Consider the following 20,548-nt stretch of genomic DNA (forward strand, 5'->3'; position numbering starts at 1 on the left):
AATCCCTCTAAGCTACGGTAATCTCCGCGCAATTTCGTAGAACTGGTCGAGCTGCCGTGACCGATACCCGTCCAAGCCCAAGCGCTGCCCGCTGCCGTCAGGTGCTGGTCCTGCATGGACCGAACCTGAACCTGCTGGGCACGCGAGAGCCGCAGACGTATGGCACCACCACGCTGGCCGACATCGACGCCGCCCTCGGGCAACGCGCCGCGGCCGCGGGCATCGGACTGGCGACGTTCCAGTCCAACCACGAAGGTGCGCTGATCGACCGCATCCATGCCGCGCGCGAGCAGGGCGTGGATTTCATCATCATCAATCCCGCCGCCTACACGCATACCAGCGTGGCGCTGCGCGACGCGCTGGCGGGCGTGTCGATTCCGTTCGTCGAAGTCCACCTGTCGAACGTGCATCGCCGCGAGCGCTTCCGCCACCGGTCGTATTTCTCCGATCTGGCGGTCGGCGTGATCTGCGGGCTCGGTTGGCAGGGCTACCTGCTGGCGCTGGACTACGCGCTCGGGCAGGAACAGGCGCCGCCCGGGGCCTGACCCCGCGTCGACAGAGATAGAAACAGACTCAGTACCCTTGGCGCGCGCCGTTGTGCGCGCCCTCGCCGGCCGCGTGGCGTGCCCGGCGCGGCGGCGCGATTGCCGGCCGCAACGATTTCTCCGGGCGCCGCCGCCATGGCGGGCGCTCCGGACAACCCGATTCAGGAGGATAGAAGATGGACCTGCGCAAGCTGAAGACGCTGATCGACCTGGTGGCCGAATCCGGCATCTCGGAGCTGGAGGTCACCGAGGGCGAAGGCAAGGTGCGCATCGTCAAGGCGCCGCCCCAGGTGCTGGCCCAGCCGATGCCGATGCAGGCCGCCCCGGCGATCGCCGCCGCGCCGGCTCCGGCCGCCGCGCCTGCCGCGATGCCCGTCGAAACGGCCGCGCCCCAGCTGCCCCAGGGCCATGTCGTGACCTCGCCGATGGTCGGCACCTTCTATCGCGCGCCGTCGCCCGGCGCGGCTCCCTTCGTCAACGTCGGCGACACGGTCAAGGAAGGCCAGACCGTCTGCATCATCGAAGCGATGAAGCTGCTCAACGAGATCGAGTCCGACAAGGCCGGCGTGATCAAGGAAGTCCTGGTCGAGAACGGCCAGGCGGTCGAATACGGCCAGCCGCTGTTCGTCATCGGCTGATTCTGAGGACGGCACGCCCCGCCGTGCGCCCGCCGGATTGCGGGCGCGTCGCGTGGCGGCGTGCGCCGCTGGCCGCCGGACGCCTCGCTCGCTGCAGGCGTCCGTTGCCGGCCCGGGCGTGACCGCCCTTCTGCTGCGCAGAGAGAGACTATGTTCGAAAAAATACTGATCGCGAACCGCGGCGAAATCGCCCTTCGCATCCAGCGCGCCTGCCGCGAGCTCGGCATCAAGACCGTGGTGGTCTATTCCGAGGCCGACAAGGAGGCCAAGTACGTCAAGCTGGCCGACGAAGCCGTCTGCATCGGCCCGGCGCCTTCCCCGCAGTCCTACCTCAACATGCCCGCCATCATCTCGGCGGCCGAGGTCACCGACGCGCAGGCGATCCACCCGGGCTACGGCTTCCTGTCGGAGAACGCCGACTTCGCCGAGCGCGTGGAAAAGTCCGGCTTCGTCTTCATCGGCCCGACCCCGGAGTGCATCCGGCTGATGGGCGACAAGGTGTCGGCCAAGCAGGCGATGATCAAGTCCGGCGTGCCGTGCGTGCCGGGCTCCGAGGGCGCGCTGCCCGAGGACCCGAAGGAAATCCTGGCCACCGCGCGCCGGGTCGGCTATCCGGTCATCATCAAGGCGGCCGGCGGCGGCGGCGGGCGCGGCATGCGCGTGGTGCACACCGAGGCCGCGCTGCTGAACGCCGTCAACATGACGCGCGAGGAAGCGGGCCGCGCGTTCGGCAATCCGGAGGTCTACATGGAGAAATTCCTGGAGAACCCCCGGCATATCGAGATCCAGGTGCTGGCCGACCAGCATCGCCAGGCGATCTGGCTGGGCGAGCGCGATTGCTCGATGCAGCGCCGCCACCAGAAGGTCATCGAGGAAGCGCCGGCCCCGCACATTCCGCGCCGTCTGATCGACCGGATCGGCGACCGCTGCGCCGAGGCCTGCAAGAAGATCGGCTATCGCGGCGCCGGCACCTTCGAGTTCCTGTACGAGAACAACGAGTTCTATTTCATCGAGATGAACACGCGCGTGCAGGTCGAGCACCCGGTCACCGAGATGATCACCGGCATCGACATCGTGCAGGAGCAGATCCGCATCGCCTTCGGCGAGAAGCTGCGCTTCCGCCAGAAGGACGTGCAGTTCCGCGGCCACGCGATCGAATGCCGCGTGAACGCCGAAGATCCGTTCAAGTTCACGCCGTCGCCGGGCCGCATCACCGCCTGGCACGCGCCGGGCGGCCCCGGCGTGCGGGTCGACTCGCACGCGTATGATGGTTACTTCGTGCCGCCGCATTACGATTCGATGATCGGCAAGCTGATCACCTATGGCGCCACCCGCGAGCAGGCCATCGCCCGCATGCGGATCGCGCTGTCGGAGATGGTGGTCGACGGCATCCTGACCAATGTGCCGCTGCACCGCGAGCTGATGCTCGACGCCAACTTCGTCGAAGGCGGCACCAGCATCCATTATCTGGAGCACCGCCTGGCCCAGAAGAGCGTGGCCAAGGGCGAGAAGGTCTGAGCAGGTCCGGACCGGTCCAGGCAGTCACAGCAGTAACAGGCAGTTTGAAGGCCGCCTTGCCCACCACGGCAGGCGGCCAGCATGGGGAAAGCGCGTGGCATTTCAGGAATGTGTAATCGAGATTGCCCAGGATCAGGCCGAGGCCTGGTCCGACGCGCTGTTCGAACTCGGCGCCCTGTCGGTGTCGGTCGAGGATGCCGACGCCGACACGCCCGATGAGCAGCCGCTGTTCGGCGAGCCCGGCATGGAGCCGACCCGGCTGGCTTGGCAGCACTCCAGGCTCGTCGCGCTGTTCGGCGAGGATATCGATCCCACCGTGATACTGGCCGCCGCGGCCAACGCGCTGGGCTGCGCGGTGCCCGCCAGCGAAGTGCGCAGCGTCGAGGACCAGGATTGGGTGCGGCTGACGCAGTCCCAGTTCGAACCGATCCGCATCGGCGAGCGCATCTGGGTCGTGCCGTCCTGGCACGATGCCCCGGAGCCCGACGCCGTCGTGCTCGAGCTCGATCCGGGCCTGGCCTTCGGCACCGGCAGCCATCCCACCACACGGCTGTGCATGCAGTGGCTGGAGCAGAACCTGACGCCGGGCGAGACCGTGCTCGACTACGGCTGCGGCTCCGGCATTCTCGCCATCGTGGCGAAGAAGCTCGGCGCCGGCGACACGCTCGGCGTCGACATCGATCCGAACGCGGTCGAGGCCTCGCGCTACAACGCCGAACGCAACCGCGTCAGCGCGGCCTTCGCGCTGCCGGACGAGGCCGCGGCATCGGCAACCTCGTCCGGGGCCACGACCTACGACCTGGTGGTCGCCAATATCCTGTCCAACCCGCTGAAGCTGATGGCCGCGATGCTGAGCGCGCGCGTACGGCCTGGCGGCCGGCTGGTGCTGTCCGGCGTGCTCGAGCGGCAGGCCGACGAGGTGGCCGCCGCCTATGCGCCGTGGCTGCCGCTGAGTGTCTGGCGCAGCGACGAAGGCTGGGTGTGTCTGCATGGCACCCGCCCCTGACGCCGACACTCCCGAACTCCCCGAAGACGCCCGGCGCGAGGCCGGGCCGCAGCGTGCCGGCCGCGGTGCGGGCACCGATGCCTCGACCATCAGCGCCGGCGGCTATCTGCGCGCACCGGCCGCCGAATCGAACGAGATCGCCCCGAGCGCGATCGCACGCGAACAGGCCATGCGCCGCTGGCAAGGCGGCGCCGCGCCCGACACCGTTCCATTCTCCACCGATCTGTCCGGCAGCCCCGAAGAGGCCGCACTGGCGGCGCAACGTGCGGCCGCGCGCCGCCGCCGCCTGCGCTGGGCCGCGGTCGCTGCGGCGCTGGCCATACTGCTCGCCGTGCTCGCCGCCGCACTGCTGTGGCGCACCGAGCTGGCCGGACGCGTGCCCGCGCTGCGCCCATGGCTAGAGGCCGCCTGCGCGCCGCTGGGCTGCCGCGTGCCGCCGTCCAGGCAGCTGTCCGCGCTGCGCATCGACGGCTCGCAGCTGCAGATGCCCGATGCCGGCGCCGACGACTATCTGCTGACGATGACGCTGCGCAACGAAGGCGGCGCGGTGGTGGCGCTGCCGGCGATCGAGCTGGTCCTGACCGACGCGCAGGATCGTCCGCTGCAGCGGCGCGTGCTGATGCCGGCCGACTACCTGCCACCCGCGCAGCGTGCGCGCGATCCGGAGGGCGCCGCGGGCCTGCAGGCGGGCGCCGAGCTGCCCCTTCAGGTACGATTCCGGACTCGGCAGCGCGCCGACAACTACCGCGTGTCGGTGTTTTATCCGAGCATCGCTGAACATCCCTGAACCATCCCCGAATTCTCCGGGATGCGCCGCCGCAGCATCCGGCCGCGCGCGCCGCGTCCCCATTCAACCCAGGAGCGACCATGAGCACTGTGACCCTCGGCGGCAACCCGATCGAAGTCGGCGGCAAATTTCCCCAACCCGGTGACAAGGCCCCCGCATTCTCGCTGGTCGGCAAGGATCTGAAGGACGTCACGCTGGCGGACTTCGCCGGCAAGCGCAAGGTCCTCAATATCGTGCCGAGCCTGGACACGCCGGTGTGCCAGGCCTCGGCCCGCAAGTTCAACGAGAAGGCCAGCGCGCTGGCCGACACCGTGGTGCTGACGATCTCGGCCGACCTGCCGTTCGCGATGGGCCGCTTCTGCACCGCGGAAGGCCTGAACAATGTGGTGCCGCTGTCGACGATGCGCGGCGCGCAGTTCAAGAACGACTACGGCGTCGACATCAAGAGCGGCCCGCTGGCCGGCGCGACGGCCCGCGCGGTGGTGGTGCTGGACCAGAACGACACCGTGACCTACAGCCAGCTGGTGCCGGAAATCAAGAACGAGCCGGACTACGACGCGGCGCTGGCAGCGTTGAAGTAATCCATGGCGCGTCGGGTGGCCGCGCATTGGCCATCCCGACTGTGTTCTCCCTCTCCCCCTCAGGGGGAGAGGGTTGGGGAGAGGGGGGTGGTTTCAAACGGCAGTGGCATGGTCACCGCCCCGCCCTCTCCCCCCGCCCCTCTCCCGCTCGCGGGAGAGGGGAGAAAAACAAGCAGCACCACCAGCGATCCACCAGCGATCCACTGAGAACCAAAACACCTTGGAGCATTCATGCCCAGCCTGATCTGCGGCTCCGTCGCCTACGACACCATCATGACGTTCGAAGGCAGGTTCCGCGAACACATCCTGCCGGACCAGATTCACATGCTCAATGTGTCCTTCCTGGTCCCCGGCATGCGCCGCGAGTTCGGCGGCTGCGCCGGCAATATCGCCTACAGCTTGAAGCTGCTCGGCGGCGAGCCGGTGGTGATGGCGACGGTCGGCGAGGACGCCGGCCCGTACCTGGACTATCTGCGCGAGCTGGGCATCGGCACCGAACATATCCGCACGCTGCCCGGCACCTTCACCGCGCAGGCGATGATCACGACCGATCTGGAGAACAATCAGATCACCGCCTTCCATCCGGGCGCGATGAGCCAGTCGCAGCTGTCGCAGGTCCAGGACGCGCTCAAGGGCGAGCGGCCGCCGAAGCTGGGCATCGTCGCGCCGGACAGCCGCGAAGGAATGCTGCACCACGCCCGCCAGTTCGCCGAGGCCGGCATTCCGTTCATCTTCGACCTGGGCCAGGCGATGCCGCTGTTCGACGGCGAGGACCTGCGCCAGTTCGTCGAGCTGGCCAGCTACGTGACCGTCAACGATTACGAGGGCCAGGTGCTGCTGTCGCGCACCGGCTGGAGCAGCGCCGAGGTGGCGTCGCGCGTGCGCGCCTTCATCGTGACGCACGGCGAGCGCGGCGCCACCATTCATGCCGATGGCCGGCAGTACAATATTCCCGCCGTGCAAGCCGAACGGGTCATCGATCCGACCGGCTGCGGCGACGCCTTCCGCGGTGGCCTGCTGTACGGCATCGAGGCGGGCTTCGACTGGGAAACTACCGGTCGGCTCGCGAGTCTGATGGGCGCGATCAAGATCGCGCACCAGGGTCCGCAGAACTACAAGCTCTCGCGCGAGCAGATCGGTCAGAAGTTCGAGTCGGCTTTCGGCTACCGTTACGCGTAAACCCTTGCTGGGGAATCACCATGCAAACCCTTATCCGAACCTGCGGCGTCGCGCTCGTGGCGGCCGCCAGTCTCGTGGCCGGCTGCGCCACGCAATCGAACTCCGCCAGCATCTATACGCCGGGGCAGTCGCAGCGTGAACAGACGCTGCGCTACGGCGTGGTCGAGAGCGTACGGGAGGTGATGATCCAGGGCCAGCAGTCGGGCGTCGGCACGCTGGCGGGCGGCGCCATCGGCGGCATCGCGGCCGGCAGCTCGATCGGCAGCGGCAGCGGCTCGGTGGCGGCCGGCATCCTCGGCGCGGTGCTCGGCGGCATGGCCGGCAGCGCGATCGAGAACCGCGTCGACCAGCGCCGCGGGCTCGAGATCACCGTGCGCCTGGACAACGGCGAGATGCGCGCGATCACGCAGGACGCCGACGAGATCTTCCGTCCGGGCGAACGCGTGCGGCTGCTGTCCTCGGGCGGCGTCACGCGCGTCACGCACTGAGCGGCACGGAGCAAGCGGCGCGCTTCACCGGCCATCGAGCAGGACGCCGCCTCCTTCGGGGGGCGGCGTTTCTTTTTGTAGTCCCATCCCCACGGTGTGCTCCCTCTCCCCCTCAGGGGGAGAGGGTTGGGGAGAGGGAGGTGGTTTCAAACGGCAGTGGCATGGCGACCGCCCCTGCCCTCTCCCCCGGCCCCTCTCCCGCAGGCGGGAGAGGGGAGCAGTCCTGCGGGTCATCGATCGGTGCAGCAGCCCCAAATGAAAAACCCGCCGCGGCTTGCGCCAGCGGCGGGTTGGCAGGACCGGGGTCATGCCGACCGGATACGCGGTATCCGGTCACCTGGGCACGCGAAGGTGCCCCGAGGATTCCCGCAGGAATCGAGCGCGCACGGGTCGCGCTTCAACGCTTACGGACGGCTGCCGGTCGGGAACGGCCAGGCTGCGGCCGGGCTCAGCGCGGTCTTGGCGGCCGGCGCGGGAGCCGAGGCGGGCGCGGAGGCAGGGGCCGAGGCAGGCTGGGCGGCGGCCTTCTTGCCGGCCGCCTTCTTCGCCGGCGCCTTCTTCGCGGCAGCCTTCTTGGCGGGCGCGGCCTTCTTGGCGGTCGCCTTCTTCGCGGTGGTCTTCTTGGCCGCGGCCTTCTTCGCCGGTGCCGCCTTCTTCGCCGCTACCTTCTTGGTGGCGACCTTCTTGGCGGGGGCCTTCTTCGCTGCAGCCTTCTTGGCCGGTGCCGCCTTCTTCGCCGCTACCTTCTTGGTGGCGACCTTCTTGGCGGGAGCCTTCTTCGCTGCAGCCTTCTTGGCCGGTGCCGCCTTCTTCGCCGCTACCTTCTTGGTGGCGACCTTCTTGGCGGGAGCCTTCTTCGCTGCGGCCTTCTTGGCCGGTGCGGCCTTCTTCGCGGCGACCTTCTTCACCGCGGTCTTCTTGGCCGGTGCGGCCTTCTTGGCGGCTGCCTTCTTGGCGGGCGCGGCCTTCTTGGCCGCAGGTTTCTTCTTCGCAGTCGTTGCCATGGATGACTCCTTCACTAGAGCGTGAATATCGAATGTCCAAAATTGGCGACCCGACCGACCCGAGGCGTTAATGCTTGCAAACCCCTGGCTTGCAAACCCCAGTCGAGCGAGCGATTCATCGGCGTGCCGCAATACGGCTGCCGCACGCTAATGAATTCCTTGGCAGGCGCTTCGCGCAGCGCGAAGCTTCCGTGGCGACGTGCAACGCGATGACCCGCGCGCAACGCTCGCCGCGTCCTGCAGTATTCGATCCGCTCGCGCGTCGTTGCCCGACGACCCGCGGCTTCAAAGTAGGAGTATTCCGACGGCAGACCTGCATTCGCGGTCATGGCCCGCGCCAGGCAGACGCCGTGTTGTTCGAGGTAGCCAACCCATCCCGTCAATGGGTCACGGGAGACTGCACGCGTTGTAAGAAGCCAGCCCGGTCTGGTCTGCGTCAAAGTTCTGGTGCTCCTCGGCTACCTGCATCACTGCATCGATTCGCGTCGCGGTTGTTGTTCGAGTTCTTCGCTTCGCGATGTCTTGCTTCATGCAATGAAGAGAGACTCTTGTCAAGGCGAATCATAATTCGTTTGGTCGGTGATGTTAAGAAAAAAGTTCCAAAAAATCACGCCATCGAATGCGCGCGCATTGCGATGACGAACGCATCGATGCGATGACATGCGCGACGCGCTGTCGAGACACGCATCGCATGCCGCGACGACGCGCTGTGAGACCCTCGCCTTCGATCGCATCGCGGCCTCTTCGCGATGACGACGACGCGCTGTTCGACCTGCTCGCTCACACCTCGCAGCGAGCTGCTGCACGACCTTTCGCCGGCCTTGCGAACGCGCCGAGAAGACACGAGGGAGAACCCGCATGCTTGCCGCAAAGCCGCTTGAAACAAGGCTTTGCGGAACGCAGCGCGAACGCGTCGCAGGTGTCGTGCGCCGGCTTCGCGCGGTGCGACGCGGTCTCCTGGAAGCGCATCGGAGCACCGCGCGAGACGGTCGTTGCGAGTCCGACCACGAGCGCATCGAAGAGGACGAGCACGGTCGCGACGTCGAGGCGGGTCTCGCGCATCGGCATCGCATCGCGCGTCGTCGCGCAGCGTGCGCGAGCGTCGATCGAGTGATGCGTCGACGCAACGCTTTGCCATCGCGAGCACGGTGTCGACGTCCGATCGATGGCCGTCGACCTTCGTCCATCGCCATCGCTTGCCCATCGCTTGCCCATCGATCGCCAATCGCTGGCCATCGCTCCTCGAACCCCACCGGTCTGCCGATGCATGCGCCGACCGCATGCGGACATGCGCAGATTTCGTTACCGGCTGCGCGGACCTGCTTCTAACATCGGCCGTCGAGCCCGCTGCGCCCACCGCGGACGGGCATCTGTCCATCTCGGAGGAGGAAACCATGCAGAGGAGAACACCATGCAAGCGAGCGTAGCCCACGCCGACGCGCTGCCCACCACTCACGCCAGGGAACGCCGCCGCGCCATCGTCGCGACGGTGATCGGCAACGGCCTCGAGTGGTTCGACTTCACGGTCTACAGCTTCTTCGCGGTCATCATCGCCAGGCTTTTCTTTCCGACCGGCAACGACCTGTCGTCGCTGTTGCTGGCGGTCGCCACCTTCGGCGTCGGCTTCTTCATGCGCCCGGTCGGCGGCATCGTACTCGGCATCTACGCCGACCGGGTCGGCCGCAAGCAGGCGCTGTCGCTGACCATCCTGCTGATGGCACTGGGCACCACCATCATCGGCATCGCCCCGACCTACGACCAGATCGGCGTCTTCGCGCCGCTGCTGATCGTGATCGCGCGCCTGATGCAGGGCTTCTCGGCCGGCGGCGAGATGGGCGGCGCGACCGCCTTCCTGACCGAGTACGCGCCGGTGCGCCAGCGCGCCTTCTATTCGAGCTGGATCCAGGCCAGCATCGGCGTCGCGGTGCTGCTCGGCGCCGCGGTCGGTACCTTCGTCACCAGCGCGCTGAGTCCCGAAGCGCTGAACAGCTGGGGCTGGCGCCTGCCCTTTCTGCTGGGCATCGTGATCGGTCCGGTCGGCTACTACATCCGTCATCACCTGGACGAGACGCCGACCTTCCGCGACAACGCCGAGCGCTCGGACTCGCCGCTCAGGGAGATCGTGCAGACCTACCCGCGCGAGACCACGGCAAGCTTCTCGATGGTGATCCTGTGGACGGTCTGCACCTACGTGCTGCTGTTCTACATGCCGACGTACTCGGTCAAAGTGCTCCAAGTGCCGCAGTCCACCGGCTTCATCGCGGGCATGGTCGGCGGCCTCGCCATCATGGTGTTCTCGCCGATCGTCGGCTGGCTCGCCGACCGCATCGGCCGACGCACGCTGCTGTCGGGCTCGGCGCTGCTGATCCTGCTGCTGGCCTACCCGATGTTCTTCTATATCAACCAGGTGCCGGGCCTGGTGTCGCTGCTGGTGTTCCAGCTGGTGTTCGGCGTGCTGATCGCCGCGTACACCGGCCCGATCCTGGCGGCCTTCTCCGAACTGTTTCCCGCCAAGGTGCTGTCGACCGGCCTGTCGGTCGCGTACAACCTGGCTGTGACCATCTTCGGCGGCTTCGCCTCGTTCATCATCACCTGGCTGATCGCCAGCACCGGCAGCACCATGGCGCCCGCCTTCTACGTGATGATCGCCGCCGCCATCAGCTTCGTCGGCACGCGCTTCGTCCGCGATCCGGCCTATCTGCAACGACACTGATTTACCGATGACCAGAATCCTGCTTCAGGGCGGCAACGTCCTCGACCCGGCGCACGGCAGCCTGCTGCGCCGCCACGACGTACTGATCGAGGGCGAGCGCATCGCCGCGGTATCGGCCACGCCGCTCGACCTGCCCCATCCGTCAGAAACGTCCGACATGCCCGATCTGCAGCGCATCGACGTCACCGGCAAGACCGTGATGCCGGGGCTGATCGACTGCCACGTGCACGTGCTGGCCTCCCTCGCCAACCTCGGCCTCAATGCGACGCAGCCGAACGTGCTGGTGGCGATCCGCGCGCTGCCGATCATGCGCGCGATGCTCGAGCGCGGTTTCACCACCGTGCGCGATGCCGGCGGTGCCGACTGGGGCCTGTCGCAGGCGGTGGCCAGCGGCCTGATTCCGGGTCCGCGCATCTTCCCGTCGGGCAAGGCGCTGTCGCAGACCGGCGGACACGGCGACTTCCGCCCGCGCGGCGACACGCTCGAGCCCTGCTCGTGCGCGTTCCGTGCCGGCGCCATCGCGCGCGTGGTCGACGGCGTCGACGCGGTGCGGCTGGCGGTGCGCGAAGAGATCCAGAAGGGCGCGACCCAGATCAAGATCATGGCCTCGGGCGGTGTCGCCTCGCCGACCGATCCGATCGCCAACACGCAGTACAGCGAGGACGAGATCCGCGCGATCGTCGCGGAGGCCGAGGCCGCGCAGACCTATGTCGCGGCGCACGCCTACACGCCGCGCGCGATCGCGCGCGCGGTGCGCTGCGGGGTCCGTTCGATCGAGCACGGCAATCTGGTCGACCGCGCCGCCGCGCAGGTGATGCGCGAACATGGTGCCTTCGTGGTGCCGACCGTGATCACCTACGAAGCGCTGGCGCGCGACGGCGCGCGGCTGGGCCTGCCGGCCGAGTCGGTGGCCAAGATCGAGACCGTGCGCCAGGCCGGTCACGACTCGCTGCGCATCTATGCGGAGGCGGGCGTGCCGATGGCCTTCGGCTCGGATCTGCTCGGCGAGATGCATCAGTGCCAGAGCGAGGAGTTCCGCATCCGCGCCGACGCGCTCGGCAACCTCGAGGCGATCCGCTCGGCGACCTCGATCGCCGCCGCGCTGCTGCAGCGCGAAGGCGAACTGGGCACGGTACGCGCCGGCGCGGTGGCCGACCTGCTGGTGGTCGACGGCGATCCGCTGGCCGACATCGGGCTGCTGATGGGCCAGGGCGAGCATCTGGCACTGGTGATGCAGGGCGGACGGATTCATACCCGCAGCGCGCAGTAGCGCTGGCGTACGTCTGCCTTTGTCGTTCTCCCTCTCCCACTCACGGGCGAGAGCGTCACGGTCCTTCAGTCTCTGTAGTACTCCCTCTCCCCCAACCCCTCTCCCGCAAGCGGGAGAGGGGAGCATCGATGCGCGGCCGTGCCCGATGCGCTGGCTCATCGCTCCACTATCATGGCGGCTTGACCGACCGGACGCCGCCATGCGCATTTCCCCGCTTCCTCCGCTGCCCTGCCTGATCGCCTTCGAAGCGGCGATGCGGCACGGCAGCTTCACCCGCGCCGCCGCCGAACTGCATCTGACGCAGAGCGCGATCAGCCGGCAGGTCGCGCAGCTCGAGCAATTCCTCGGCAAGAAACTGTTCGTGCGCGAGCCCCGCGCGCTGCGGCTGACCGTCAGCGGCCAGCGCTATGCCGAGGTGGTGCAGCGGCTGCTGGTCGGCTGCGCCGAGGCGACCGAGGACGTGATGAAGCGCAAGGGGCATACCGAGCTGTCGGTGGCCTGCTCGTCCGGCGTGGCGGTGCTGTGGCTGACGCCGCGGCTGGCGCGCTTTCGCGCCGCGTATCCGGACTTCCACCTGCGCCTGGTGGTCAACGACAGCCTCGCCTCGATGTCCGGCGCCGAGTTCGACATCGGCCTCTATTACTTGCGCGAGGGTCCGCCGCCCGCCTTCGCGGCGCGGCGGCTGTTCGACGAGGAAGTGTTCCCCGTCTGCACACCGGGCTATCTGCGCGGCCGCCGCCTGAAGCCGGCCGACCTGGTCGACGAGACGCTGCTGGTGCTGGAAGACGCCCAGCGCCAATGGATGTCATGGGAGACCTGGCTTGCGCAGAACGGCATGCCCGATGCGCGCCCCAGTCATCGCGTGGTGGCCAACCAGTATCCGATCCTGCTGCAGCTGGCCATCGAAGGCCACGGCATCGTGCTGGCCTGGCGTCATATGATCGATGCCTGCCTGCGCGAGGGCGTGCTGGTGCGCGCGACCCAGGCGAGCGCGAGCCTGGGCGGCGGCTACTACGCGGTCTGGCCGCGCGAGCGCGCCGAACCGTCCGCCGCCCGTGCGTTCCGCCAATGGCTGGTCGAGCAGAGCGGCATCGACGGCCGTGCAGGCCAATGATGTGCGACACGCCTGCATGGCCGCGGCATCGACCGCCAACGACAGGCACTGACCCAACCCAACCCCCAGACACAAGGAGCGATGCGCCATGAAAGACGTGCTGCTGCCCTGCGGCGAACGCGTGCCGGCCCTCGGCATGGGAACCTGGAATATCGGCGACGACCCGGCGCGCCGCACCGAGGAGATCGCCACGCTGCGCCTCGGCCTGGACCTCGGTCTGCGGCTGATCGACACCGCCGAGATGTATGGCGAGGGGCTGTCCGAGGAACTGGTGGGGGAGGCGATCGCAGGCCGGCGCGACGAGGTGTTCCTGGTCACCAAGGTCTATCCGCACAACGCCGGACGGCGCGACGCGGTGGCCGCCTGCGAACGCAGCCTGCGGCGGCTGCGCACCGATCGCGTCGATCTGTACCAGCTGCATTGGCGCGGCGGCGTGCCGCTGGCCGAGACCATGGAGGCCTTCCTCGCGCTGCAGCAGGCCGGCAAGATCCGCCACTTCGGCGTCAGCAATCTCGACCTCGACGATATGCGCGAGCTGTGGAAGGTGCCGGGCGGCGAGCGGGTCCAGACCAACCAGCTGCTGTACAACCTGTCCCGCCGCGGCATCGAATGGGACCTGCTGCCGTGGCTGCGCGAGCGCGGCGTGCCGGTGATGGCTTATTCGCCGATCGAGCAGGCCCGGCTGCTGCGCCATGCCGGGCTGAAGGCGTTCGCCGCGCGCCACGGTATCGCGCCGGCACAGGCGGCGCTGGCCTGGCTGCTGGCGCGCGACAACGTCATCGCGATTCCGAAGACGGGCCGGCGCGACGCGCTGCGCCAGAACGCCGCGGCGCTGTCGATCGCGCTCGACGCCGCGCAACTGGCCGAGCTCGATGCCTTGTTTCCGCCGCCGCGCGGCCCGCGTCCGCTGGAGATGCTGTAGCGCGTTGGCTTTGGGCAGAACTCAGGCGCCGATCGGCAGCGGCGCCCCGCTCTTGACCTCGCACAGCACGATGGCCGAACGGATGCCGGTCACGCCCGGCAGCCGGAATATCACGTCGTGCAGGAAGGCATCGTAGGCGCGGATATCCGGCGTCAGCACCTTGAGCAGATAGTCGGCCTGGCCGGTGGTGCGATAGCACTCGACGATGGCCGGGCAGGTGCGCACCGCGGCCTCGAATTCGTCGACCACGGTCTCGCTGTGGCGCGTCAGATTGATCTCCGCCAGCACGCAGTTCGACAGCCCGACCCGCTCGCGGTCGACCCAGACCGTGTAGTTGCGGATCACCCCGCTCTCCTCCATCGCCTTGAGCCGTTTCCAGCAGGGCGTGACCGACAGGCCCACCGCGCCGGCCAGCTGCTGCAGCGACTGGCGGGCGTCGCGCTGCAGTTCCGCGAGGATGCGGCGCGAGTATTCGTCCAGAACCTCTTCGCTCTTCATATCGCCCGATATCGAGATGGGTTTTCTCCAATCTAGGCCCTGGCGGCAAAATTGAGAAATCCATTTCTTCGATCGCGTGCCTAACATGGTCTTCAGGACAAGGGCTGCATGAGGCTCGGAGAGCTCGGACGGCCCGGAGGAGACTGCAATGGACGCTGCGACGCAAGCCGGCACGCTGCGCACCGACTATCGGCTGTCGGACAACCTGACCGCGCGCTCGGGCCAGGTCTTTCTGAGCGGCACGCAGGCGCTGGTCCGCCTGGTGCTCGAACAAGCGCGGCGCGATCGCGCCGCCGGGCTCGGCACCGCGGGCTTCGTCAGCGGCTATCGCGGCTCGCCGCTCGGCATGGTCGATCAGGCGATGTGGAAGGCCGCGCCGCTGCTCGATGCCGCCGGCGTGCGCTTCCTGCCGGCGATCAACGAAGAGCTCGCCGCCACCGCGGTGCTGGGCACGCAGCAGGTCGAAGGCGATCCGCAACGGACCGTCGATGCGGTGTTCAGCCTCTGGTACGGCAAGGGCCCCGGCGTCGATCGCGCCGGCGACGCGCTCAAGCATGGCAACGCCTATGGCAGCTCGCCGCACGGCGGCGTGCTGGTGGTCGCCGGCGACGATCATGGCTGCGTGTCGTCGTCGATGTCGCACCAGAGCGATTTCGCGATGCAGGCCTGGTCGATGCCGGTGCTGGCCCCGGCCGATGTCGCGGAGTATCTGGAGTTCGGCCTGTACGGCTGGGCGCTGTCGCGCTACTCGGGCAACTGGGTCGGTTTCACCGCGCTGTCGGAGACGGTCGAAAGCGCGATGACGGTCGACCTCGATCCAATCCATGCGCGCGTGGCCTGCTGGCAGGATGCCGACGCGATACGCCGGGCCACCGGACACATGCCGCCGCCCGACGGCCTGCACTATCGCTGGCCCGACCTGCCGTCGCCGCGCATCGAGCAGCGGCTCGGCGCCAAGCTCGACGCGGTGCGCGCCTTCGCCCGTGTCAACAGCATCGACCGCATGGTGGTCGATGCCGACGAGGCGCGTGCGGGCATCGTGACCTGCGGCAAGGCGCATCACGATCTGATGGAAGTGTTCCGGCGCCTGGGCATCTCGACGCAGGCGCTCGCCGACGCCGGCATCCGCGTCTACAAGCTGGGACTGGCCTATCCGGTCGAGCCGACCCGGCTGCTGGCCTTCGCGCGCGGCCTCGAGGAGATCCTGGTGGTCGAGGAAAAGGGTCCGCTGGTCGAGCGGCAGCTGCAGGCGCTGTTCTATAACGCGCCCGACGGCGTGCGTCCGGCGATTGCCGGCAAGCGCGACATCGACGGCCGGCCGCTGCTGCCCGAGCGCGAGGAGATGCGGCCGTCGCGGCTGATGCAGCCGGTGGCCGACTGGCTCGCCCGACTGAGCCGGGGCCTGGACCGGCGCGCGCTGGTGCCGCAGTTCAGCGAACACGCGCTGCTGTCCAATGCGGCCGACGGCATCCGCCGCCAGCCCTACTTCTGCCCCGGCTGTCCGCACAACACCTCGACGCGGGTCCCGGAAGGCTCGCGCGCACAGGCCGGCATCGGCTGCCACTTCATGGCCAGCTGGATGAACCGCGAGACCTCGGGGCTGATCCAGATGGGCGGCGAAGGCGTCGACTGGGTCGCGCACAGCCGCTTCACCGCCACGCCCCACGTCTTCCAGAACCTGGGCGACGGCACCTACTATCACTCGGGCTATCTGGCGATCCGCCAGGCGGTGGCCGCGCGCACCAACGTGACCTACAAGATCCTGTGCAACGACGCGGTCGCGATGACCGGCGGGCAGCCGGTCGACGGCCCGCTCGACGTCGAGGCGATCGCGCGTCAGGTCAGCGCCGAAGGGGTCGCGCGCGTGGCGGTGATCAGCGACCGCATCGACGTGCATCGCGACCGCCGGGAGCGCTTTCCGTCGGGCACGACCTTCCATCCGCGCGAGGCCCTCGATGCGGTACAGCGCGAACTGCGCGAGGTGCCGGGCGTGACGGTGCTGCTGTACGAGCAGACCTGCGCCGCGGAACTGCGCCGCCGCCGCAAGAGCGGCCGTGCGCCGACGCCGGCGCGGCGCGTCTTCATCAACGAGGCGGTGTGCGAGGGCTGCGGCGACTGCAGCGTGCAGTCCAACTGCCTGGCGGTGCAGCCGGTCGAGACCGCGCTGGGGCGCAAGCGCCAGATCGATCAGGCGAGCTGCAATCACGACGAGTCGTGCATCAAGGGCTTCTGCCCGAGCTTTGTCACCGTCGAGGGCGCAACGCTGCGCCACCCCGTCGGGCATGAGCGCGGCGCGACCGCATTGCGGGAACGCGCCGCGGCGCTGCGCGAGCCGGCGCCCCGCCTCGGCCCCGGGCCCTTCGACATCCTGGTGGTCGGAGTCGGCGGCACCGGCGTGGTGACGGTCGGCGCGCTGATCGCGATGGCGGCGCATCTGGAGCGGCGCGTGGCCAGCGTGCTCGACTTCATGGGCTTCGCGCAGAAAGGCGGCGCGGTGCTGTCCTTCGTGCGGCTGGCGCAGAGCCGCCAATGGCTCAATCAGGCCCGCATCGATGCGCAGCAGGCCGATGCGGTGCTGGCCTGCGATCTGGCTGTGGGCGCCTCTCCGGACGTACTGCAGACGGTCGCGCCGCGGCGCACGCAGATCGTCGCCAACACCCATCCGACGCCGGTCGCCGAATTCCAGCGCAATCCCGATGCCGACCTGCATGCCGACGCGCTGCTGGCCAAGCTGCGCCACGCCACGGGCTCGGGCGGCATCGACACGCTGGACGCGCAGGCGCTGGCGACCGCCTTCCTCGGCGATACGGTGGCCGCCAATATCGTGGTGCTCGGCTTTGCCTGGCAGAAGGGCCTGGTGCCGGTCTCGCTGGCGGCGCTGACGCGCGCGATCGAGCTGAACGGCGTGGCGGTGGACGCCAACCTGGAAGCGCTGGCGCTGGGGCGCCTGGCCGCCGGCGATCCGTTCGCGCTGACCCGGCTGCGCGCGGAGGATGGCAAACCCGACGGCCTGGCCCTGTTCCCGCCCGAGCCCGCTGCGACCTCGGCCGTGCCGCTGCCGCAGCTGATCGCCGACCGCGTGGCCCTGCTGACCGCCTACCAGGATGCCGCCTATGCCGCGCGCTATACCGCGCTGGTCGAGGCCGTGCAGGCCGCGGAGAGCGCGCTGGGCGAGGCCGGACGCGAGCGCGGGCTGACCCGTGCGGTGGCCGAGCAGTTCGCGCGCCTGATGGCGTACAAGGACGAATACGAGGTCGCGCGGCTGCACAGCGATCCCGCGTTCCGGCAGGCGCTGCAGGCCCGCTTCGACGGCCCGCTGCGGCTGCGCTTTCATCTGGCGCCGCCGCTGCTGTCGCGCCCCGGCAAGCATGGCGAGCCGCCGCGCAAGATCGCCTTCGGCGCCTGGCTATGGCCGGTGATGGGATGGCTGGCCAAAGGCAAGCGGCTGCGCGGCACGCGCCTGGACCCGTTCGGCAGCACCGCCGAGCGCAGGCTGGAGCGGCAGGCCATCGTCGACTACGAAACGCGCATCCGCGCCTTGCTGCCGGCGCTGACGGCAGCAAGGCTGCCGATCGCGGTCGAGATCGCGCAATTGCCGGCCAGGGTACGCGGCTTCGGCCACGTCAAGCTGGCCGCGCACGCGGTCGCCACGGCCCGTGCGGCCGAGCTGCTGCATCGCTTCGATGCGCAGCGCTATCCGCGCCCGGACAGCGCGCATGGCGCCAATGGCGCCGGACAACTGAGGGGAATTCCGATCCGGCAGGCGGACGTGAAAACGGCGCGCAGTGGCGCGCCGCAGTGAGGCAGGTCGGGCGGCCGGTTCATGGCCACCCCGCAGGTCAGGGAGCCCGCTTACTGGCGCGCGGCGACAGCGCGGTGATATTCGACGTGGCGCAGCAGATAGGCGCGCACCTTGTCCTCGGTATCGCGGCCCACCCGGTCGGCCGCCTGGCGCGCCGAACGCTTGCCGTGGGCCGACGACATCTGGCCATCCAGATACTCGCGGAACGACGTGCGCACGGCATCGAGCTCGCCGCGGCAATCGCGCAGCGCATCGTTGACCACGGCCTGGGTCGTGCCCGGCTTGGCGGAGCGGGTTTCGGCCTTCTCGCGCGCGCAGTCGGTGTATTGCTGGCGCTTCTTCTGCCATTCCGGGGTCGGGCCGACGGCGGCTTGCGCCTCGGCGGCGGCGACGGTGGCATTGGCGGTCTGCTGGTCCGCGGGCGAATGCGAGGCGCAGGCGCCGACCAGCAGGATGGCGGGGATCAGGGCAAGAACTTTAGGCATGCCGCATGGTAGCGCCAGCGCTCGGGCAAGGTAACCGGCGGTTACATCGCGTTGCAATGGTGCCGCAGAAAGTGCCTTGTAGGACAGACACCACCCCGCCTGCGTCTGTCGTCCTACAGCAGTCCCCGCAAGCGCTTTGTATATTGCACAAACGGAGGGCAGCGTGATGGCGGCCCGTCGCCCGGTTCCACGACCGTTCGGCGCACACGCCATCCTTGGTTGGCATCGCAGTGATTGACAGGAACAAAGGAGAACAACATGGAACGTAGGGCATTCCTGAACGCCAGTGCGGGTCTCGGTTTGGCGGTGGCCGGCAGCGGCCTGCTGTTGGGCGCGTGCACCACCACGCGCGATTCGGCCTCTTCCCCGGCCGAGAAGACGACGCGCCGCCGTGAAATCGATTCCGGCGTTCAAAACACGCTGGACCGGCTGTACAGCTCGGTCAACGGCTCGCGCGACCTGGCCTCGCGCGCTCGCGGCATCCTGGTGTTCCCGCGCACGCTGTCGGCCGGCTTCTTCGTCGGCGGCGAATATGGCGACGGCGCGCTGCGCGTGGGCAATACCACCCGCGGCTATTACCGGACCATCTCGGGCTCGCTGGGCTGGCAGATCGGAGCGCAATCGAAGGCGCTGATCTTCATGTTCATGAACCAGCAGGCGCTGGACAAGTTCCTCGCCAGCGATGGCTGGACCGCCGGGGTCGACGCCACCGTGGCGGTCGCCAAGGTCGGCGCCAACGGCGCGCTCGATACCAATACCGTGCAGCAGCCGGTGGTGGGCTTCGCGCTGACCAATGCCGGCCTGATGGCGGGCCTGAGCCTCGAGGGCACCAAGATCACCCGGCTGGACCTGTAAGGCCGCTGCCTTGCAGTACCTCGCGTCCGCGGCTCTTGGCAGGGGGCCGCGGCGCTTTTTCGTGCCCGTTGCACCGGCGCCCCCGCTGCCCTCCCTGCCGCCCGCTTTGGTGGCTTGATTGCCGTCTCTGCCCAGCGCACGCGACATCGGCCACGCCAAGCCGCTAGAATTCGTCCCTTTCGCCAACCGGCCAAGGTACCGAATTCTCATGTGGTTCAAGAATCTTCAGCTGCACCGCTTCTCCGCACCCTGGAACAAGGACGCCGACGAGGTCGAAGCCTGCCTCGCCTCGCACGCCTTCTATCCGGGTACCAGCCTCGAAATGCAGACCCAGGGATGGGCCTCGCCGCGCGATAACGGCGCGCTGGTGCATCGCGTGGGCAAGCAGATGCTGCTGACCATGCGCGCCGAGAAGAAGCTGCTGCCGGCCACCGTGGTCAATCAGGTCACCAAGGCCCGCGCGGCCGAACTCGAGGAGCAGCAAGGCTACAAGCCGGGCCGCAAGCAGCTGCGCGAGCTCAAGGAACAGATCACCGAGGAGCTGCTGCCGCGCGCCTTCAGCATCCGGCGCGATACGCGCGTCTGGATCGATCCCGAGCGCGGCTGGCTGGCGATCGACGCCGCCTCGGCGATCAAGGCGGACGAGGTCCGCACGCTGCTGTTCAAGGCGCTGGACCCGCTGCCGCTGACGTCGCTGCAGGTCAACCAGTCGCCGGTGGCGGCGATGACGAGCTGGCTGGCCGACGATGCGGCACCGGCCGGCTTTACCGTCGATCAGGAGATCGAACTGCAGGCCAGCGCCGAGAGCAAGGCCACCGTCCGCTATGTCCGCCATCCGCTCGACGCCGAAGAACTGCGCCGCCATATCGCCGCCGGCAAGCGCTGCACGCGCCTGGCGATGACCTGGAACGACCGGGTCTCGTTCGTGCTGACCGACGCGCTGGCGATCAAGCGCGTGGCGCCGCTCGATGTGGTCAAGGAGCAGATCGACGGCACCATGAGCGACGAGGACGAGCGTTTTGATGCGGACTTCGCGCTGATGGCCGGCGAGCTGTCGGGCATGCTGGGCGATCTGACCGAGGCGCTCGGCGGCGAACGAAAGCACTGAAGACGGCGCGTCGAGGCCCCGAAACGAAACGAAAC

General features: G+C 68.6%; 20 protein-coding genes. 15 read left to right on the forward strand and 5 right to left on the reverse strand.

Annotated features, from left to right (window positions below):
- The first annotated feature begins 101 nt into the window (after window positions 1–101).
- The 8 genes from aroQ to J5T34_RS13070 all read left to right on the forward strand — a co-directional run bounded on the left by aroQ (window position 102) and on the right by J5T34_RS13070 (window position 6,742).
- Window positions 102–545 (forward strand): type II 3-dehydroquinate dehydratase, encoded by a 444-nt coding sequence (gene aroQ, locus J5T34_RS13035; protein ID WP_208580180.1) that lies wholly within the window; start codon window positions 102–104, stop codon window positions 543–545.
- 176 nt (window positions 546–721) lie between these two features.
- Window positions 722–1,183 (forward strand): acetyl-CoA carboxylase biotin carboxyl carrier protein, encoded by a 462-nt coding sequence (gene accB / locus J5T34_RS13040; protein ID WP_208580110.1) that lies wholly within the window; start codon window positions 722–724, stop codon window positions 1,181–1,183.
- Window positions 1,184–1,333: 150 nt separating this feature from the next.
- Window positions 1,334–2,701: an acetyl-CoA carboxylase biotin carboxylase subunit gene (gene accC, locus J5T34_RS13045; protein WP_208580111.1), complete on the forward strand. Its 1,368-nt coding sequence runs from the start codon at window positions 1,334–1,336 to the stop codon at window positions 2,699–2,701.
- Window positions 2,702–2,795: 94 nt separating this feature from the next.
- Window positions 2,796–3,707, forward strand: coding sequence for a 50S ribosomal protein L11 methyltransferase (gene prmA, locus J5T34_RS13050; RefSeq protein WP_208580112.1), 912 nt, complete (start codon window positions 2,796–2,798; stop codon window positions 3,705–3,707).
- Complete coding sequence (locus J5T34_RS13055; protein WP_208580113.1) at window positions 3,691–4,494, forward strand: DUF3426 domain-containing protein; 804 nt, start codon at window positions 3,691–3,693, stop codon at window positions 4,492–4,494. The genes prmA and J5T34_RS13055 overlap by 17 nt, the downstream gene beginning before the upstream one ends.
- Window positions 4,495–4,574: 80 nt before the next feature.
- Window positions 4,575–5,075 carry a thiol peroxidase gene (gene tpx / locus J5T34_RS13060; RefSeq protein ID WP_208580114.1) on the forward strand — a complete coding sequence of 167 codons (501 nt, stop codon included), beginning with the start codon at window positions 4,575–4,577 and terminating at the stop codon, window positions 5,073–5,075.
- 231 nt (window positions 5,076–5,306) lie between these two features.
- Window positions 5,307–6,254: a carbohydrate kinase family protein gene (locus J5T34_RS13065; RefSeq protein WP_208580115.1), complete on the forward strand. Its 948-nt coding sequence runs from the start codon at window positions 5,307–5,309 to the stop codon at window positions 6,252–6,254.
- A 20-nt stretch (window positions 6,255–6,274) separates the two neighbouring features.
- Window positions 6,275–6,742 carry a hypothetical protein gene (locus J5T34_RS13070; protein ID WP_174104599.1) on the forward strand — a complete coding sequence of 156 codons (468 nt, stop codon included), beginning with the start codon at window positions 6,275–6,277 and terminating at the stop codon, window positions 6,740–6,742.
- A 404-nt stretch (window positions 6,743–7,146) separates the two neighbouring features.
- Here the strand turns inward: J5T34_RS13070 and J5T34_RS13075 are convergent, their stop codons facing one another.
- The 3 genes from J5T34_RS13075 to J5T34_RS13085 form a co-directional block, all read right to left on the reverse strand.
- Window positions 7,147–7,746: a histone H1-like DNA-binding protein gene (locus tag J5T34_RS13075; RefSeq protein WP_208580116.1), complete on the reverse strand. Its 600-nt coding sequence runs from the start codon at window positions 7,744–7,746 to the stop codon at window positions 7,147–7,149.
- A gap of 14 nt (window positions 7,747–7,760) precedes the next feature.
- Window positions 7,761–8,075, reverse strand: a complete 315-nt coding sequence (locus tag J5T34_RS13080) for a hypothetical protein (RefSeq protein WP_208580190.1) — start codon at window positions 8,073–8,075, stop codon at window positions 7,761–7,763.
- A 451-nt stretch (window positions 8,076–8,526) separates the two neighbouring features.
- Entirely contained in the window at window positions 8,527–8,982 is a 456-nt protein-coding gene (locus tag J5T34_RS13085; RefSeq protein WP_208580117.1) for a hypothetical protein, read from the reverse strand.
- A gap of 175 nt (window positions 8,983–9,157) precedes the next feature.
- Between J5T34_RS13085 and J5T34_RS13090 the strand changes: the two genes are divergently transcribed.
- The 4 genes from J5T34_RS13090 (at window position 9,158) to J5T34_RS13105 (ending at window position 13,765) form a co-directional block, all read left to right on the forward strand.
- On the forward strand, window positions 9,158–10,459 hold the full coding sequence (locus J5T34_RS13090; RefSeq protein WP_208580118.1) for an MFS transporter: 1,302 nt from the start codon (window positions 9,158–9,160) through the stop codon (window positions 10,457–10,459).
- Window positions 10,460–10,466: 7 nt separating this feature from the next.
- Window positions 10,467–11,729 carry a metal-dependent hydrolase family protein gene (locus J5T34_RS13095; protein ID WP_208580119.1) on the forward strand — a complete coding sequence of 421 codons (1,263 nt, stop codon included), beginning with the start codon at window positions 10,467–10,469 and terminating at the stop codon, window positions 11,727–11,729.
- A gap of 199 nt (window positions 11,730–11,928) precedes the next feature.
- On the forward strand, window positions 11,929–12,843 hold the full coding sequence (locus J5T34_RS13100) for a LysR substrate-binding domain-containing protein (RefSeq protein ID WP_208580120.1): 915 nt from the start codon (window positions 11,929–11,931) through the stop codon (window positions 12,841–12,843).
- Window positions 12,844–12,931: 88 nt separating this feature from the next.
- Window positions 12,932–13,765 (forward strand): aldo/keto reductase, encoded by an 834-nt coding sequence (locus J5T34_RS13105; protein WP_208580121.1) that lies wholly within the window; start codon window positions 12,932–12,934, stop codon window positions 13,763–13,765.
- Between the two features lie 21 nt (window positions 13,766–13,786).
- Here the strand turns inward: J5T34_RS13105 and J5T34_RS13110 are convergent, their stop codons facing one another.
- The gene (locus J5T34_RS13110; protein WP_208580122.1) at window positions 13,787–14,263 is read right to left on the reverse strand and encodes an Lrp/AsnC family transcriptional regulator; all 477 of its coding nucleotides are present in this window, start codon (window positions 14,261–14,263) and stop codon (window positions 13,787–13,789) included.
- A gap of 148 nt (window positions 14,264–14,411) precedes the next feature.
- Here J5T34_RS13110 and J5T34_RS13115 point away from each other — a divergent pair, with 148 nt between their 5' ends.
- Entirely contained in the window at window positions 14,412–18,065 is a 3,654-nt protein-coding gene (locus J5T34_RS13115) for an indolepyruvate ferredoxin oxidoreductase family protein (RefSeq protein ID WP_208580123.1), read from the forward strand.
- 50 nt (window positions 18,066–18,115) lie between these two features.
- Here the strand turns inward: J5T34_RS13115 and J5T34_RS13120 are convergent, their stop codons facing one another.
- On the reverse strand, window positions 18,116–18,550 hold the full coding sequence (locus J5T34_RS13120; protein WP_208580124.1) for a hypothetical protein: 435 nt from the start codon (window positions 18,548–18,550) through the stop codon (window positions 18,116–18,118).
- 258 nt (window positions 18,551–18,808) lie between these two features.
- On the opposite strand from J5T34_RS13120, the gene J5T34_RS13125 reads away from it, so the two are divergent.
- Both J5T34_RS13125 and J5T34_RS13130 read left to right on the forward strand, forming a co-directional pair.
- Window positions 18,809–19,405 carry a BPSL1445 family SYLF domain-containing lipoprotein gene (locus J5T34_RS13125; RefSeq protein ID WP_208580125.1) on the forward strand — a complete coding sequence of 199 codons (597 nt, stop codon included), beginning with the start codon at window positions 18,809–18,811 and terminating at the stop codon, window positions 19,403–19,405.
- Between the two features lie 208 nt (window positions 19,406–19,613).
- On the forward strand, window positions 19,614–20,513 hold the full coding sequence (locus J5T34_RS13130) for a recombination-associated protein RdgC (protein WP_208580126.1): 900 nt from the start codon (window positions 19,614–19,616) through the stop codon (window positions 20,511–20,513).
- Window positions 20,514–20,548: the final 35 nt, after the last annotated feature.

Source organism: Cupriavidus gilardii, assembly GCF_017598945.1.
Lineage (GTDB): Bacteria > Pseudomonadota > Gammaproteobacteria > Burkholderiales > Burkholderiaceae > Cupriavidus > Cupriavidus gilardii_E.

Bases quoted from the DNA above. Each gene is read 5' to 3' on its own strand.
- J5T34_RS13125 (WP_208580125.1), top strand. From the start codon at position 18,809: ATGGAACGTAGGGCATTCCTGAACGCCAGTGCGGGTCTCGGTTTGGCG.
- J5T34_RS13095 (WP_208580119.1), top strand. From the start codon at position 10,467: ATGACCAGAATCCTGCTTCAGGGCGGCAACGTCCTCGACCCGGCGCAC.
- J5T34_RS13065 (WP_208580115.1), top strand. From the start codon at position 5,307: ATGCCCAGCCTGATCTGCGGCTCCGTCGCCTACGACACCATCATGACG.
- J5T34_RS13115 (WP_208580123.1), top strand. From the start codon at position 14,412: ATGGACGCTGCGACGCAAGCCGGCACGCTGCGCACCGACTATCGGCTG.
- J5T34_RS13120 (WP_208580124.1), bottom strand. From the start codon at position 18,550: ATGCCTAAAGTTCTTGCCCTGATCCCCGCCATCCTGCTGGTCGGCGCC.
- J5T34_RS13100 (WP_208580120.1), top strand. From the start codon at position 11,929: ATGCGCATTTCCCCGCTTCCTCCGCTGCCCTGCCTGATCGCCTTCGAA.
- accB (WP_208580110.1), top strand. From the start codon at position 722: ATGGACCTGCGCAAGCTGAAGACGCTGATCGACCTGGTGGCCGAATCC.
- J5T34_RS13090 (WP_208580118.1), top strand. From the start codon at position 9,158: ATGCAAGCGAGCGTAGCCCACGCCGACGCGCTGCCCACCACTCACGCC.
- accC (WP_208580111.1), top strand. From the start codon at position 1,334: ATGTTCGAAAAAATACTGATCGCGAACCGCGGCGAAATCGCCCTTCGC.
- J5T34_RS13080 (WP_208580190.1), bottom strand. From the start codon at position 8,075: ATGACCGCGAATGCAGGTCTGCCGTCGGAATACTCCTACTTTGAAGCC.
- J5T34_RS13130 (WP_208580126.1), top strand. From the start codon at position 19,614: ATGTGGTTCAAGAATCTTCAGCTGCACCGCTTCTCCGCACCCTGGAAC.
- J5T34_RS13055 (WP_208580113.1), top strand. From the start codon at position 3,691: ATGGCACCCGCCCCTGACGCCGACACTCCCGAACTCCCCGAAGACGCC.
- tpx (WP_208580114.1), top strand. From the start codon at position 4,575: ATGAGCACTGTGACCCTCGGCGGCAACCCGATCGAAGTCGGCGGCAAA.
- J5T34_RS13110 (WP_208580122.1), bottom strand. From the start codon at position 14,263: ATGAAGAGCGAAGAGGTTCTGGACGAATACTCGCGCCGCATCCTCGCG.
- J5T34_RS13085 (WP_208580117.1), bottom strand. From the start codon at position 8,982: ATGGCCAGCGATTGGCGATCGATGGGCAAGCGATGGGCAAGCGATGGC.
- J5T34_RS13075 (WP_208580116.1), bottom strand. From the start codon at position 7,746: ATGGCAACGACTGCGAAGAAGAAACCTGCGGCCAAGAAGGCCGCGCCC.
- J5T34_RS13105 (WP_208580121.1), top strand. From the start codon at position 12,932: ATGAAAGACGTGCTGCTGCCCTGCGGCGAACGCGTGCCGGCCCTCGGC.
- J5T34_RS13070 (WP_174104599.1), top strand. From the start codon at position 6,275: ATGCAAACCCTTATCCGAACCTGCGGCGTCGCGCTCGTGGCGGCCGCC.